Source organism: Streptomyces sp. NC-S4 (assembly GCF_054353315.1).
On the sequence record NZ_CM135937.1, the window covers coordinates 8,268,085 to 8,281,762 of the forward strand.

Consider the following 13,678-nt stretch of genomic DNA (forward strand, 5'->3'; position numbering starts at 1 on the left):
ATACCCCACAGGTGTCACGTTCGCCGGGGGCATCCGGTCCCCTGGGTATGAACGAGACCAAGAACGTACTGCTGGCCGGGGCGAGCGGAGTCCTGGGACGTCACATCACCGAGGCGCTCACCCGGGCCGGCCACACCGTGATCGGCCTCGGCCGCGGAGCCGGGGCCGCTGTACGGGCCGACCTGATGGACCGGGACGGGCTGCTGCGCGCGGTCGAGGGCATCGAGGCCGACACGGTGGTGCACGCGGCCACCGCCCTGCGCACCGCGACGATGCGGCACAAGGACATGTTCGCCACCGACGACCTGCGGGTCACCGGCACCAGGAACCTCATGGAGGCCGCCCGCGCGCTCGGCGCCCGCCGTGTCATCGCCGAGTCGATGGTCTTCGGCTACGGCTACCGTGACTTCGGGGACCACGTGATCACCGAGGACTCCGACCCGTTCGCCCCGACCGGCGACCGCGCGGTGGAACGCCACCTCGAAGGCATGCGGGTCAAGGAGGAGCTGATGCTGGGCTCCGCCGGGATCGAGGGCATCGCGCTGCGCTTCGGACTCTTCTACGGCGCCGGCGGCACCGAGCCGCTCGTGGAGATGCTGCGCCGGCGCAAGGTGCCTGCGGTCGCCGACCACGGACGCGTACTGCCCTGGGTCGACCTGGCGGACGCCGGCCGCGCGGTGGCCCTCGCAGTCGAGGGCGGCCGCCCGGGGCGGGCGTACAACATCGTCGACGACACTCCGACGGGATTCGGCGCGCACATCCGCAAGGTCGCCGAGGTGTACGGCACCCCGAAGCCGATGACCGCGCCCACCTGGCTGATGCGCCCCTTCCCCTACGCGCACCGGATGGTCACGGCCGGCCTGCGGGTGTCCAATGCACGGGCCAGGGCCGAGCTGGGCTGGGCGCCGAGCCACGCGGACTGCGCCGAAGGACTGCGCGCGCTCGCCGGAAGCCGGCCGGCCGACCTCCCTTGATCATCTGAGTCCGTGAATGACACCGTAGTGATCATGAGTGACAACTTCGAGGAGCACCGGCGCCTGCTGTTCGGTACGGCCTACCGCATGCTGGGCAGCGTCGCCGACGCCGAGGACATCGTGCAGGACGCCTGGCTCGCCTGGCACCGCGCCGACCGCACGGCCGTCGAGAACCCCAGGGCCTACCTGGTGCGCACCGTCACCAACCTGAGCCTCAACCGGCTCAGGTCGGCCCAGGTCGTCCGCGAGGCCTATGTCGGACCCTGGCTCCCCGAGCCCCTCCTCACCTCGCCCGACATCGCCGAGGAGGCCGAGTTGGCCGACACCGTGTCCATGGCGGTCCTGGTCGTACTGGAGACCCTGACCCCGACCGAGCGCGCCGTGTTCATGCTCCGCGAGGTGTTCGGGTACTCCTACGCAGAGATCGCCGAGGTCGTCGGGAAGTCCGAGGCGAGCGTCCGCCAGTCCGCGCACCGGGCCCGCGAACACGTGCGCGCCCGCCGCCCCCGCTTCACCGCCAAGGCGGCCGAACAACGGGAGATCGTCGAGAAGTTCCGGCAGGCCTGCCTCGGCGGGGACCTCGGCGAGGTGCTCACGGTCCTCGCCCCCGACATCGTCTCGTGGGCCGACGGCGGCGGCATCGTCACCGCCGCCCGCCGTCCGCTGCACGGAGCCGACCACGTCGCACGCTGGTGGCTCGGCGTCCTGGCCAAGGCCGGGGCCGGGGCCCGCGGCGGTACGATGCGCCCCGCCGAGATCAACGGCGAGCCCGGCCTGCTGCTCGTCCACGACGGCGCGACCGTCGGAGCCATGACCTTCGAGGCCGCCGACGGCCGGATCACCGCGCTGCGCGTCAGCGTCAACCCGGAGAAGCTGCGGGGACTTCGGCCCTGACGCCCGGGCCCGGCTCCACCGGGCCGGGCCGGCCGCTTCCTACCGGGCGCCGAAGTTCTGGGTCCACCAGGGGCCGCCCGAGCCCTGGTGGATGCCCACGCCGATGTCCTTGAAGGAGCAGTTGAGGATGTTCGCCTTGTGGCCCGGGCTCTTCATCCAGGAGTCCATGACCGACTGGGCCGTCTGCTGGCCCCGCGCGATGTTCTCCCCGTACGTCGACCAGCGGTAGCCGGCCGCGGTCGTGCGGTCGCCCGGGTCCTTGCCGTCGGGGCTGGTGTGGTCGAAGTAGTCCCGGGCCGCCATGTCGTCGGAATGCCCCTGAGCTGCCGCACGCAGCTGCGGGTCCTCCTTGAGGGGGCCGCAGCCGGCCGCCGCCCGCTCGCTGTTGACCAGGGCCACGACCTGGCCGGCGATCCCCGACGGCGGCGCGGGCGCCGGCTTGGCCGCCGAGGCCTTCGGGCTCGGGGACTTGCTCTTGGACTGCGTCGGGCTCGGGCTCGCCGACGGGCTCGGCGAGGCGGAGGCCGACGCGGAGGGCGAGGGGGACGCGGAGGGGGAGGCCGACTCCGAGGGCGGAGCGGCGGATTCGGTCGCCGAGAGCGCGGCCAGCGGGGTCGCGGGCGCCGCGGCGCCCTCCTTCGTGCCACCGGAACCGGGCAGTCCGCCGAGGTAGACGAGCCCGCCGCCCGCGACGCAGGCGGCGAGCACCGCACCGCCGACCACCCGGCGGCGGCTCTGCCGGCGCTTGCGCAGCGCGCCCCGGCCACCGCCGCCCACGTCGGCCACCGGGGTGAGCTGGGTCGCCGCGTCGTCGAAGCCACCGCCGAAGCCGCTGCCGTGGCCCCCGTCGAGACCCTCGGCGAAGGCGACGCTCGCGGGGGCGAAGCCGACCGCCCCCGCCGTCTTGACCCCGGCGAGCAGGGCCGCCGAGACCGGTACCAGGGCCAGACCGGCCAGCAGTCCCTCCGCCGGGACCAGGCCGTTCCACAGGCCGGAACAACGTACGCATTCACGGGCGTGCCGGGCTATTCGCTTGCGCCACAGCGCCGAGGGCTGACCGTCCCAGCTCGCCAGCACGGTCCGCAGCTCCTCGCACGGCGGCTGGGTGTCCAGCGCGCGCTCCACCACCCGGGCCGACTCCAGCTGTGCCTTCATCCGCTGCACCCGGACCGCCGTGTGCTGCGGGGACAGCTCCAGCGCGCCCGCCACCTCCGCCCGGGTCAGCTCCCCGGCGCACTCCAGCCACCACAGCGACAGCAGTGCCCGGTCCTCCGGCTCCAGCCAGCGGGTGGCGCGGGCCGTCTCGCGCCGCTGCCCCGCGAGCTGCAGGCGGACGACGGTCAGGTCGACGAAGTCGGCACCCGGGTCGGCGACATCGCTCGCCGCCTCCAGCGTGCTCTCGCCGAAACCGCTCTGCCGGGCCTGCCAGTGCGCCCGCACGCGGTTCATCGCTATCGCCACCAGCCAGGACCGGAAGCTCTCGTCCGCCCGCAGGCCGCCCAGCCCGTCGAGCGCCCGCAGCATGGTGTCCTGCACCACGTCGTCCACGTCGACGGAGCCGTTGAGGGCCCGTCCGACGATGTTGTAGACGAGCGGGAGATGGGTGCTGACGAGCTCGTCCTGCGCGCGGGGGTCGCCCGCGCGGGCCGCTGCCACGAGCGCTGCGGTGTGCTCTGTAGTCATGTGATGTTCCCTGTCCGTACCGGCGGTCGATGATGCCCGACACATGGGAGACCGCCGGCGGGGGCGTCGATAACAGTTATCCGGAAGAATTTTCCCGAAGAGTTTCCGGGGCCTTGCACCGGGGCCCTCCATCGGGGGGTCACAGCAGCGGAGCCAGGGCCTCCGCGGCCGCGCGCAGGACCGGCGCGTACGCCTCGATCTCCTCGCGGGAGACCAGGAAGGCGACGGCCGTGACGCTGACCCCGCCGACCGGACGGCCCGTCGGACCGGGGATCGCCGCGCCGATGCAGCGGATGCCGGGCTCGTTCTCCTCGTCGTCGAGGGCGAAGCCCCGGGCGCGGACCGCCGCCAGTTGGGCGTGCAGGGCCCGTGCGGTCGTGAGCGTATGGGGCGTGCGGCGCGGCAGCCCGGTCGCGTCGATCAGTTCCCGTACCTCCTCGGCGGGCAACAGCGCCAGGACGCTCTTGCCGATCGCGGTCGTGTGCAACGGCATGTGCATGCCGACGCGGGAGGCCGTCCGGAAGGGCTGGTCCTCGCTCTCCAGCTTGCGGATGTACGTGATGGTCCGCCCGCTGTGCAGGGCCAGATGGACCGTCTGACCGGTGGCCCGCCGCAGTTCGCCGAGGACGCGCCCGATGCTGGCCGGCTCCTCGGCGGCCACCAGGGCGGACAGCCCGCGCAGCCGCGGCCCCACCCCGTACCGGCTGTCGGCTTCCTGGCGCACGAAGCCCTGGTCGATCAGCGAGGCCAGGATGCGGAAGGTGCTCGACTTGGGCACCGCGGCCGCGGCCGTCACATCGGCGAGGCGGTGCGGGCCGCCGGGCGCGGCCACCGCCTCCAGCACGCGCAGGGACTTCTCCAGGGCGGACCCGGCCGCGGAGGTCCGCCCCGCGCGCCCGCCCGCGGCTGCTCCATCCATTGACACGAACGCTCCTGGCGTGGGTAGGGTCCAGACCGTAAGGTCCGCCATACGGTACGCCGTTCCACTACGTGGAACAAGCGCGCGGAGCGAAGGGGAGGGTCCGTTGCCCGATCACCCGTCAGGCCACCGGTCGGGCCAACCGTCAGGCCACCTCAATCTCTATGAGGTGCTGGCGGCCCAGCGCGTGCTGCCCGTGCTGCGTGACCCCGATGCCGACGAGGCCGTACGCCGTACCACCGCCCTGCTCGCCGCCGGCTGCCGCGCGGTCGAACTCACCACGTCCACCCCCGGCTGGGCCGCCGCCGTCACCCGCACCGCCCCGCTGAGCGACGCCCACGGCCGCCCCGCGCTCATCGGCGTCGGCACGGTCACCACCACCGCGCAGGCGGAGACGGCCCTCGACGCGGGCGCCGCCTTCCTGATCTCCCCCTATCCGGCCCCCGAGGTCCGCGCCGTGGCCGTGCGCCGCGAAGCCGTATTCATCGAGGGCGGGTTCACCCCCGGCGAGATCGCGGCCGCCGTCCGGGCCGCCGGAGCCGCCAAGCTCTTCCCGGCGCACGCCGCAGGCCCCGGATTCGTCCGTTCCCTCCGGGCCGTCCTGCCCGGGGCGGTGCTCGTCCCGACCGGCGGCATCCGGCCCGCCGAGGTCCCGCACTGGCTCGCCGCCGGCGCGACGGCCGTCGGGATCGGCAGCGGCCTGCCGTCCGACCCGGGCGAACTGGCCGCCGTGTTCGCCGGCGCGGCCCCGCCGTGCCGCGGATCCGGCGACACCGCCGAGGGGCACTGACCGTGGCCGGACGGGCGGACGCGCGCTACGACGTCCTCGTGCTCGGCGAGGTCCTGGTCGAGATCCACACGGGCACCGCCCTGCGCGAGGCCACCGACGGCACCCCGGCCCGCATCTCCTACTCCGGGGACGCCCTCAACGCGGCCGCCGCCGCGGCCGCGGCCGGCGCCCGTACCGCGCTGCTCGCCGTGGTCGGCGACGACGAACTCGGCGTCCCGCTGCTGCGCCGCGTCGCCGAACTCGGCGTGGACATCACCCACGTGCGCCGCGCCCCGCGCCCCAATGGTGCCTACCTGCTCTCCGCCGACACCGAAGGCGACCGCGAGTTCGTCTACTGGCGCACCCGCAGCGCGGGTTCCACCCTCGCGCCCCGCCACATCGACACCTGGCGCGGGCTGCTGACCCGCTGCGGAGCGCTCGTCACCAGCGGCATCACCGGCGCCCTCTCGCCGAGCAGTCGCGACGCCGTAGTGGCCGCGGCCCGCCTCGTGCACGGTGCGGGCGGGCACGTGACGTACGACCCCAACTTCCGCTCCCGGCTGACCGGCCCGGCCGGGGCCCGGGAACTCCTGGCCGAGATCGCGCCGCTGACCGGGCTGCTCAAGACCTCCTGCCCGGCCGACGCGCGGGCCCTCGTGGACACCGCCGACCCGCGCGCCGCGGCCGCCCGCTGCCGCGCGCTGGGCGCCCGTACGGTCGTGGTCACCGCGGGCGCGGACCGGCTGCTGCTGGACGACGGCACCGGGGCGGAGTACCTTCCCGTGCCGGCCAATCCCGAGCCGGTGGACGCCACCGGTGCGGGCGACTGCCTCACCGGCACCACCACCGCCCGGCTCGTCCTCGGCGACTCCCTCGCGGACGCCGTCGCGTACGGCGCGGCGGCCGCCTCCCTCTCGGTGTCCGGCCGGGGCGGCACCGGACGCGTCCCCGCCTTCGGCGAGACGGCGGCGCTGGCCGCCGCCCACCGCCGCTCCGGCCGGACGGCGCGGGCCCGGCAGGATCCGGAGGAGACGGCCTAGAAGTCGTCGGGCTCGGGCTCGTACGCCTCGGGTTCGGCGACCCAGCCGGCCGCGAGCACCAGCCGCGAGGTCCGGTGGACGGCCAGGAACCCGAACGGCCTGTCGAAGTTCACCTCGGCCCGGCGGATCCGGTACCTGGGCCGCGTCGGCGCGCAGCCCGCGGCGATGCCGAGGGCGGTGACGGCGGCGGCCTCGAAGCCCGTGGCCTCGAACCGGGCCATCGCGGACTGCCGTGCCGAAGTGATCGCCAGCGGCCGGGAGCTGACGCCGGGGAAGTGGCCGCGACCGGTGTCGGTGGCGGTCTCCAGCCCGAACAGCCGGGCGTGCTCCAGGAGGTCGTGGTCCGACCGCACCTCGAAGGCCACCGTCTGGATGTCCAGCCGGGGTTCGGGGGAGTGGGCGGCCACCGTGCCGACCGCCAGCCCCGGACCCGGGCGCCCGTCCGGGAGCAGGCTCGCCCCCGTGGCGGGCAGGGCCCGCGTGACGGCGGCGATCCCGGTGGTGAGCGTGCCGCCGGCCGGCGCTTCGGGCTCGCCCAGCACGAGGTGGACGTCCACGCCCGCCGCCCCGACGACCTCCAGCAGGGTGACCGCACCGGTCGGGCCGTGCGCCACCCGGACCCGGTCGAGCAGCGAGGTGCTGCGCTGCAGCATGCGCACGCAGCGCCCGGCCCACGGGCCGGCGTGCGGCTCCCCGATCCACTCGCCGAACGGCTGGATCCACCGCAGCCGCAGCGTGAGCGCGGAGGCCAGGACCATCAGGGTGCCTTCGTCCAGGCCCGCCGGCATGTGCTCGATCAGCCCGTCGGTCTGCTCCGACGCCCATGCGTCGAGCGCCTTGGCGTCGGCCTCCGGGTCCCCGGTCAGCGTTCCCCGGGCGCCGGACGGGAGCTTCGCGGACCAGTCCTCCTCCAGCGGCAGCCCGGCACCGGTCCACAGGCCGGTCGCGGTCCGAAGGCCCCGTACGCCGGCCAGGGCGGTCAGCAGCTCCCGGGCGGCCCGGCCCGCGGCCTCGGCGGGTATGTCCAGGGCCTGCGCCAGTTCGGCGCGGGCCGGGCCGCCCGAGCCGTCCGCGAGCAGGGCGAGCAGCGGCCAGAGCCCGGCCGCGGTGAACACGGTGCCCGTGTCCCCGTCCGGGGTGTGCGCGGCCGCGGCCCAGCGCGCCGTCAGCCGATTGACCGCCCGTACCGTCGAGTTCCTCATGCGGGGGAGCGTACGTGGTGGGACGCCGCCGGGCCGGACGGTTTTCCGCGGCCCGGCGGCGCCGGTCCGGTGCGGCCCGGGTCAGCGGCCGCGCAGGCCCCGGTCGACGGCCGTCATCAGCTCGCCGTCCGCGGTGTCGGCGTCGAGCGACCAGAACATCGCACCGCCGAGGCCGTGTTCGCGGATGTACCCGGTCTTGGCGCGCAGCACCTGCGGGTCGTCGTACGTCCACAGGGTGGTGCCGTCGAAGAGCCAGGCGTGGCCGCCGCGCCGGTCCCGGTGGATCGTGTAGGTGCCGGAGTCGGCCAGCTTCTTCAGTGCCTTGTAGTCCTCGTACCCGGCGGACCAGGTGGCCGGTGCCGGGCCCGTGGCGGGCTGCCCCATGCCGTCCCCGCCACCGGTGACGCCGGTCCAGCCCTGCCCGTAGAACGGCATGCCCACAACCAGCTTGCCCGCGGGCGCGCCGCGCCGGAGCCAGGCGTCCACGGTGCCGTCGACGCTGAAGTCGCCGCGGGCGCGGAGGGCGGACTGCTGGGCGGTCCTCGGTTCGCCGGAGACGTGGAAGTCGTAGCCCTGGAGGGTCACGAAGTCGAGGTCGCGCATGATCCGGCGGACGTCGAAGCCCGCGTCGATTTTGGCGGGGGCGGTCGGGACGAAGGCGGTCAGCTCGTACGCCGTCTTCTTCTTCTGGCTCCGCGCGTACGCGTCGAGCTGCGTGCGGAACTCCTTCACGAGCGCGGTGAAGTTCTGCTTGTCCTCGGGCCGGTACTTCGTGTCGGTGTCACCCGCGGAACCGGGCCACTCCCAGTCGAGGTCGATCCCGTCGAACACGCCGGCGGCGGCTCCGGCTCCGCCGCGGGCGCCGTCCTGGGGAAGGTTGCCCTTGATGTAGAGGTCGATGCAGGACTCGACGAAGGCCTTGCGGGAGGCCGGGGTGAGTGCGGCGTCCGAGAAGTGCGTGGACCAGCTCCAGCCGCCCAGTGAGATCAGCACCTTGAGGCCGGGGTGCCTGGCCTTGAGCTCGCGCAGCTGGTTGAAGTTGCCGGCCAGCGGCTGCTCCGCGGTGTCGGCCACCCCGTCGACGGAGTTCGCCGCGTCCAGCGGGCGCACGTAGTCGGCCCAGGCGTCGGCCTCGCCGGGTACGTTCCCGGTGAAGCACTTGCCCTGCGGACTGACGTTGCCGAAGGCGTAGTTGATGTGGGTGAGCTTGTCGGCGGAGCCGTTCGCCTCCAGGTCCTGTACCTGGAAGTCCCGTCCGTAGACACCCCATTGGGTGAAGTAGCCGACCTTCTTGTACGGACGGTCGTGGCCGTGGCCGCCGGCGGCCTGCGCGGCGGCGGCGGGCGCGAAGGCAGTCAGCAGGGAGAGGGAGCAGGCGGCGACGGCCAGCCTGCCGAGCATGCTGCGGCGCATAGGCTTCCTTTGCGGATGCGGGGAGCGGGGCGTGTGCGCGTGCGCTGTGCATGCCGGAAACTATTGGTCTGGACCAGCGTGGTCAAGAGGGCGGCCGGAACCAGCCCGGCACGACCCGGGGCAGCGGCAGGCTCCAGTGGCCCACGTCGTCGGCGAGGCCGCCGTTCAGGGCGAACTGGACCGCGGCCGGTTCGGCGTCCGCCGGGATCCGGAAGGTGATGAAACCCTCCGCCGTGCCGCCGGGTTCGAGCGCGACGGTCCCCGGAAAGGCCGGCCCGGCGGTGGTGGGGACGTCGTCGCCGGTGAACCGCTGCCCGGCGGTGTCCAGCAGATGCGCGGCCCGCGCGGGGGAGTCCTCGTAGACGGCGGTCCCGGTGTTCTCCAGGCGGAAGCGGGTCGCGACGAGCCGGTCGCTCCCCGTGGGCTCCGGACCCGCGGGCACGGCCGGGTCCACCACCTGCGCCAACGTGACGTCGAGCCGCTGGCCGGGCCCGTTCCCGGCCAGGGAGATCGTCTCGCCCGAGCCGCCCGGGGCCGCGCCCAGCAGAGTGGGCGCGAGGAGCGCGAGCGCCAGGAGAGCGCCCCGCACGCCCCGCACCCGCCCCGGTCGCCGACCTCGAGGCATGACGGAACCTCCCGCTCCACGGGTCCCCTCCCCACGATCCTCCGCACCCCGCGGTCCCGCCACCCGCGCCGGCCCGGCAGGTCCAGCGCCCCCCGCGAGACTCGCGCCCGGTCGAGGCGGGAATTGATTGGATCTCCGGGCGCGTCCGTGTCATGGTTGGTCCCACCGAAGGGGTGTAGCTCAGCTGGTCAGAGCGCCGGTCTCCAAAACCGAAGGCCGCAGGTTCGAATCCTGCCGCCCCTGCGACACGACAGCACACCTGTCGAGAACGCCCGGCCGGGAGCGCATCTCCCGGCCGGGCGTTGCTGTTTCCCCGGATCGGCAGCCGTCGGAGGTCCACCCCGACACGGGCGCGCCGGGCATCGGCTACCTTCCTCCGGATGGGGACAGACGCACGGCGGACCGCCGATGACGACCGGTGGCGGGCGCGGGACTAGGGGCCGCGGGCGGAACCGGGCCTGCGGCGGGCCTGGCTCAAGGGACTCGGTTCCAACGCCGCCACACCGGACGACCTCCGGATCCGGCTGCTGGACGTGGACCGGCGGCTGGGCCTGTACCTCCTGGCGCGCCGCGACCTGCCCGCCGCCCTCGTCGACGCCGCCGTCGACCACCCGGACCGGCACGTGCGCGGCCGGCTCGCCGAGTGGCCCGCCTGTCTCTCGCTCTCGCCGGAGCAGTGGTCGCGGCTCGTCCTCGGCGAACCGGGCGGCGCCCGGCGTCAACTCGTGCTCCAGGCCGCGGCCGCCACCGGGCGGGGCCTGACGGCCGAGGCGTACGGGACACTGGCCGCGGACCCCTTCGGGCCGGTCCGGGAGGAGCTGGCCCGGATGCTGCCCGCCCTGCCCCTCCCGCTGCGCCTCGCCCTGTCGGCGGATCCGCTCCCGCGGGTCAGGGCCGCGGCCTGCGAGGCCGGCTGGCGCGACCTCGACGAAACGGCCCGGGCGCGGCTCGCGGCGGACCCCGCCCCCGAGGTGCGGACCGCGGTCACCCTCGCCCGGCACGAGGAGGCGCCGCTCACGGCGGAGTTCTACGACGCCGCGCCCGGGGCGGGCCGCCTCGTCGAGGGCCACCGGCTGGACCGGGAGCTCGCCTCCCGGCTCTGCGCCGACCAGGACCCGCAGCGGCGCCTGGACCTGGCCCGCAACCCCTACCTGGACCCCGACCTGGTCGACGTACTCGCCGCCGACCCCGACGGCGACGTACGCCTCGCCGTGTCCACGCGACCCGAGCTGACGGAGGAGCGGCGGGCCGCCGTACCGGTGGACATCGACCCGCGGGCGATGCGGCGGCCCCTCGCCTGGGTGGTGGCTCTGCACGGGGACGAGGAGGCCGTGCGCCGCCTCGCGGAATCCCGGCACCTCCTGGTGCGCAGCAGCGTCGCGACGGCGCGGCGGCTGCCGCCGGACGTGGTGGAGCGGCTGGCCCGGGACGAGGACCGGGTCGTACGGCTCCTGCTCGCCGAACGCTGTGACGACGCTCCGGCGGACATGCTGCTGGAGGTGTGGCAGTGGTGGAACGGGAGCCTGTCCACCCCCGACCGCCCCTACGGGCACCCGAACTTCCCCCGCCGCGACCTGCTCCGACACGCCGGCGACCCGCATCCGCGGCTGCGGCAACTGGCCCTCGACGACCCGGACTCGACGCCCGCCCTGGTGGAACGGTTCAGCGGGGACGAGGACGCCGAGGTACGGTTGCGCGCCACCACCGACCCGCGGCTGTCGCCGGACTCGGTGGTGCGGATGCTCGACGACCCCGACAGCGCCGTGCGCGCGATGGCGGCACGGCATCCACGGGTGCCCGTACCCGTCCTGATCGCGCTGCTCGGCGACGAGGGGACGGCGGAGGCCGCGGCCAGGAACCCGGTGCTGCCGGTGGCCGTCATGGAGCGGATGACCGTCACCGGGGCATGAGGTGGGCCCGGCCCGGCCCGGCGCGGGGGCTACTCGGCGTCCGGCTCCTGGTAGCCGTACGGGCGCGTGATGATCTCCATGAAGTGGCCGTTCGGGTCGGTGAAGTACACCCCGCGGCCGCCGTCGTTGTGGTTGATCTCGCCGGGGTGCCGGCCGTGCGGGTCCGCGAAGTACGGGGCCCGCGCCGACCGGATCTTCTCGAACGCCGCGTCGAACTCCTCCTCCGAGAGGAGGAACGCGTAGTGCTGCGGGGTGATGGACCCGTCCGGGACGGTCGCGAAGTCCAGGGTGACGCCGTTCGCGGTGTCCACGGGGATGAACGGGCCCCACTCGGTCCCGACCTCCAGGCCGAGGACATGTGCCAGGAAGGTGGCGGACTCCCGGTTGTCACGGGAGTGGATGATCGTGTGGTTCAGATGTACGGACATGGGTGAATGCCTCCGAAAGGCACGTCACGGCACCTCCATGCCTCACCCGGTCGGTGACCGGCACGCGATGCCGTGATCACGATCCTAAACACCCGCTTCGGGCGAAGTCCACCCTCTTCGGCCCGGACCCCGCTGCTTGCCCGGCCGCGCCCGCCGGCTCAAGAACTCCCGTACACCGCCTTGACGTTGTCCTGAGCCGGGTGCGTACGGCCGGCCGGGCCCGCCGCGAAGACCCGCAGCAGGTTCTCCGTCACCCGCGTGGTCAGCGCGCCCGACCGCGCGTCCAGACCGTGGTTCTTCCCGTTCCGGCCGTCGCCCGTCGCGTCCAGGGCCTCTACCCAGCGCATCGTGCCGGTCGCGAACACCCCCGCCCCGCTCGCCACCGTGTAGTAGGCCGTGTCCTGGTGGCTGGGCCGCCCCTCGCACACCACGGGGGAGTGGGCCAGGATCTCGATCGGCCGGGGCGTCGGGAAGCTGGTGTCCACCTTGTCGTACTCGACCCCGACCAGGTGCTCGAAGCGGTCGCCCGCCCGCGCCCCGGTGCCCTCGAAGAGCCAGTGCCCGGGGTTGGTCACGACGTACGGGGCGTCCACCGGATAGCCGTCGTAGATCACGCCGAGCAGCGAGCTCTCCGGGTCCGCGCCGGGCACGGAGCGGAAGTCCACCGTCGCCGGCTGGCCGCGCTTGAATCCCGGGTCCTGCTCGTAGGACGACTTGTAGCAGACCAGCGTGCGGTCCGGCCCGAGGTCGGAGGGCTCCAGCCGGATCCGGCGGTAGCAGCAGTTCGCTCCCAGGATCGCGATGTTGGTGCCGGCGTCGCGGGCGGCCGTGAAATGGGCCCGCTGCTCCGGCGACCAGTACTCGTCGTGGCCGAGCGAGAGCACCGCCGCCGCCCCCTCCAGGAGCCGCTTCTCCCGTGCCACGTCGGTGGTGGTCGTGTAGGCGAGGGGTATGCCGAGCCGCTCGGCCAGCGCGATCAGCGGAGCCTCGTAGACCAGGAACAGGCCCGCGCCGTCGTCGTACTCGTACGGCCGGTCGAAGCTCACGGCGAGGGAGCGGGAGGCGAAGCCGCCGCTGGGGCCGTCGTAGCTGCCGTAGCCGCCCCAACGGTTGTACGCCTGCCAGGTGGCCACCGCGTTGACCACGACCGTACGGCCGGCGGTCGAGGCGGACCGCACGGTGATCGGTACGAACCGCCGGCCCTCGCCGCCCTGGGCGTCCAGTCGCAGCAGGTAGCTGCCCTCCGGCCAGTCCGTCGTGGCGACCGTGGCGCTACGGGTCCACCGGGTGCGGACCATCCTGGTACCGGCGTCCACCGTGTGCTCCGGCTGCCGGACCCCGGGCAGTGCCTCGGAGCGCCACACCAGCCGGGCCCGGGCCCCGCCGTACCAGCCCATCCGGTAGGCGGACACGGTGAACCGCGGCGCGGTCGTCGACACGTGCAGCCCGAAGGACTCGCCGGGCAGGACGCTCACCCTGTCCGCGAACCCCTCGATGGCCCGCGCCGGGCCGGCCTTGCCCACCGGCCAGTCGGCGTGGCCCGGACGGGCGTTCTCGGCCGCGACGTCGAGACCCGGGATCCCGGCCGCCGACGGCTTCCCGCCCGGGGCGGCGGACTGCGACGCCGTCCCGGACCGCGGCCCCGGCCCGGCTGCGCCGTCGTGGCCGCCGTCGGCGTCGCCGTTCGAGCAGCCGGCCAGGACCCCGAACCCCGCAGCCGTGGCCGCGCCCGTCGCGAGCGCGAGGAACCGCCGCCTGCCTGCGTCTTCGCCGTCCGCGCCGGGCCCGGCCGAGTACATCTGATGCATGGAGGGCACGTTA

The 13,678-nt window shown here is 74.5% G+C and carries 12 protein-coding genes and 1 tRNA gene; 6 read left to right on the plus strand and 7 right to left on the minus strand.

What is annotated here, in order from left to right; translation table 11 throughout:
• Positions 1-47: 47 nt before the first annotated feature.
• Both ACXNSR_RS37030 and ACXNSR_RS37035 read left to right on the plus strand, forming a co-directional pair.
• Positions 48-974, plus strand: a complete 927-nt coding sequence (locus tag ACXNSR_RS37030) for an NAD-dependent epimerase/dehydratase family protein (protein ID WP_458639717.1) — start codon at positions 48-50, stop codon at positions 972-974.
• 33 nt (positions 975-1,007) lie between these two features.
• Positions 1,008-1,868, plus strand: a complete 861-nt coding sequence (locus ACXNSR_RS37035; RefSeq protein ID WP_458639718.1) for an RNA polymerase sigma-70 factor — start codon at positions 1,008-1,010, stop codon at positions 1,866-1,868.
• A gap of 39 nt (positions 1,869-1,907) precedes the next feature.
• Here ACXNSR_RS37035 and ACXNSR_RS37040 read toward each other — a convergent pair whose 3' ends face one another.
• Positions 1,908-3,551, minus strand: a complete 1,644-nt coding sequence (locus tag ACXNSR_RS37040; protein WP_458639719.1) for a sigma-70 family RNA polymerase sigma factor — start codon at positions 3,549-3,551, stop codon at positions 1,908-1,910.
• Positions 3,552-3,690: 139 nt separating this feature from the next.
• Entirely contained in the window at positions 3,691-4,470 is a 780-nt protein-coding gene (locus ACXNSR_RS37045; RefSeq protein ID WP_458639720.1) for an IclR family transcriptional regulator, read from the minus strand.
• A 169-nt stretch (positions 4,471-4,639) separates the two neighbouring features.
• Between ACXNSR_RS37045 and ACXNSR_RS37050 the strand changes: the two genes are divergently transcribed.
• Both ACXNSR_RS37050 and ACXNSR_RS37055 read left to right on the plus strand, forming a co-directional pair.
• Positions 4,640-5,260: a bifunctional 4-hydroxy-2-oxoglutarate aldolase/2-dehydro-3-deoxy-phosphogluconate aldolase gene (locus tag ACXNSR_RS37050; protein ID WP_458639721.1), complete on the plus strand. Its 621-nt coding sequence runs from the start codon at positions 4,640-4,642 to the stop codon at positions 5,258-5,260.
• Positions 5,261-5,262: 2 nt separating this feature from the next.
• On the plus strand, positions 5,263-6,279 hold the full coding sequence (locus ACXNSR_RS37055) for a PfkB family carbohydrate kinase (RefSeq protein ID WP_458639722.1): 1,017 nt from the start codon (positions 5,263-5,265) through the stop codon (positions 6,277-6,279).
• Here the strand turns inward: ACXNSR_RS37055 and ACXNSR_RS37060 are convergent.
• The 3 genes from ACXNSR_RS37060 to ACXNSR_RS37070 form a co-directional block, all read right to left on the minus strand.
• Positions 6,276-7,481: a serpin family protein gene (locus ACXNSR_RS37060; protein WP_458639723.1), complete on the minus strand. Its 1,206-nt coding sequence runs from the start codon at positions 7,479-7,481 to the stop codon at positions 6,276-6,278. The genes ACXNSR_RS37055 and ACXNSR_RS37060 overlap by 4 nt on opposite strands.
• 81 nt (positions 7,482-7,562) lie before the next feature.
• Positions 7,563-8,894, minus strand: a complete 1,332-nt coding sequence (locus tag ACXNSR_RS37065; RefSeq protein WP_458639724.1) for a glycoside hydrolase family 18 protein — start codon at positions 8,892-8,894, stop codon at positions 7,563-7,565.
• An 82-nt stretch (positions 8,895-8,976) separates the two neighbouring features.
• Complete coding sequence (locus ACXNSR_RS37070; RefSeq protein ID WP_458639725.1) at positions 8,977-9,483, minus strand: DUF4352 domain-containing protein; 507 nt, start codon at positions 9,481-9,483, stop codon at positions 8,977-8,979.
• A gap of 205 nt (positions 9,484-9,688) precedes the next feature.
• Between ACXNSR_RS37070 and ACXNSR_RS37075 the strand changes: the two genes are divergently transcribed.
• Positions 9,689-9,762: transfer RNA gene (locus ACXNSR_RS37075), tRNA-Trp, on the plus strand.
• A gap of 290 nt (positions 9,763-10,052) precedes the next feature.
• Positions 10,053-11,429 carry a PE-PGRS family protein gene (locus ACXNSR_RS37080; protein ID WP_458639726.1) on the plus strand — a complete coding sequence of 459 codons (1,377 nt, stop codon included), beginning with the start codon at positions 10,053-10,055 and terminating at the stop codon, positions 11,427-11,429.
• A gap of 29 nt (positions 11,430-11,458) precedes the next feature.
• Here ACXNSR_RS37080 and ACXNSR_RS37085 read toward each other — a convergent pair whose 3' ends face one another.
• Together ACXNSR_RS37085 and ACXNSR_RS37090 are read right to left on the minus strand one after the other, a co-directional pair.
• On the minus strand, positions 11,459-11,857 hold the full coding sequence (locus ACXNSR_RS37085; RefSeq protein WP_458639727.1) for a VOC family protein: 399 nt from the start codon (positions 11,855-11,857) through the stop codon (positions 11,459-11,461).
• A 158-nt stretch (positions 11,858-12,015) separates the two neighbouring features.
• On the minus strand, positions 12,016-13,665 hold the full coding sequence (locus ACXNSR_RS37090) for a N,N-dimethylformamidase beta subunit family domain-containing protein (protein ID WP_458639728.1): 1,650 nt from the start codon (positions 13,663-13,665) through the stop codon (positions 12,016-12,018).
• Positions 13,666-13,678 lie beyond the last annotated feature (13 nt).

What these genes read in the sequence shown, in the direction of transcription:
- ACXNSR_RS37040 (WP_458639719.1), bottom strand. Translation starts at nt 3,551, where the DNA reads ATGACTACAGAGCACACCGCAGCGCTCGTGGCAGCGGCCCGCGCGGGC.
- ACXNSR_RS37035 (WP_458639718.1), top strand. Translation starts at nt 1,008, where the DNA reads ATGAGTGACAACTTCGAGGAGCACCGGCGCCTGCTGTTCGGTACGGCC.
- ACXNSR_RS37045 (WP_458639720.1), bottom strand. Translation starts at nt 4,470, where the DNA reads ATGGATGGAGCAGCCGCGGGCGGGCGCGCGGGGCGGACCTCCGCGGCC.
- ACXNSR_RS37060 (WP_458639723.1), bottom strand. Translation starts at nt 7,481, where the DNA reads ATGAGGAACTCGACGGTACGGGCGGTCAATCGGCTGACGGCGCGCTGG.
- ACXNSR_RS37030 (WP_458639717.1), top strand. Translation starts at nt 48, where the DNA reads ATGAACGAGACCAAGAACGTACTGCTGGCCGGGGCGAGCGGAGTCCTG.
- ACXNSR_RS37065 (WP_458639724.1), bottom strand. Translation starts at nt 8,894, where the DNA reads ATGCGCCGCAGCATGCTCGGCAGGCTGGCCGTCGCCGCCTGCTCCCTC.
- ACXNSR_RS37085 (WP_458639727.1), bottom strand. Translation starts at nt 11,857, where the DNA reads ATGTCCGTACATCTGAACCACACGATCATCCACTCCCGTGACAACCGG.
- ACXNSR_RS37090 (WP_458639728.1), bottom strand. Translation starts at nt 13,665, where the DNA reads ATGCATCAGATGTACTCGGCCGGGCCCGGCGCGGACGGCGAAGACGCA.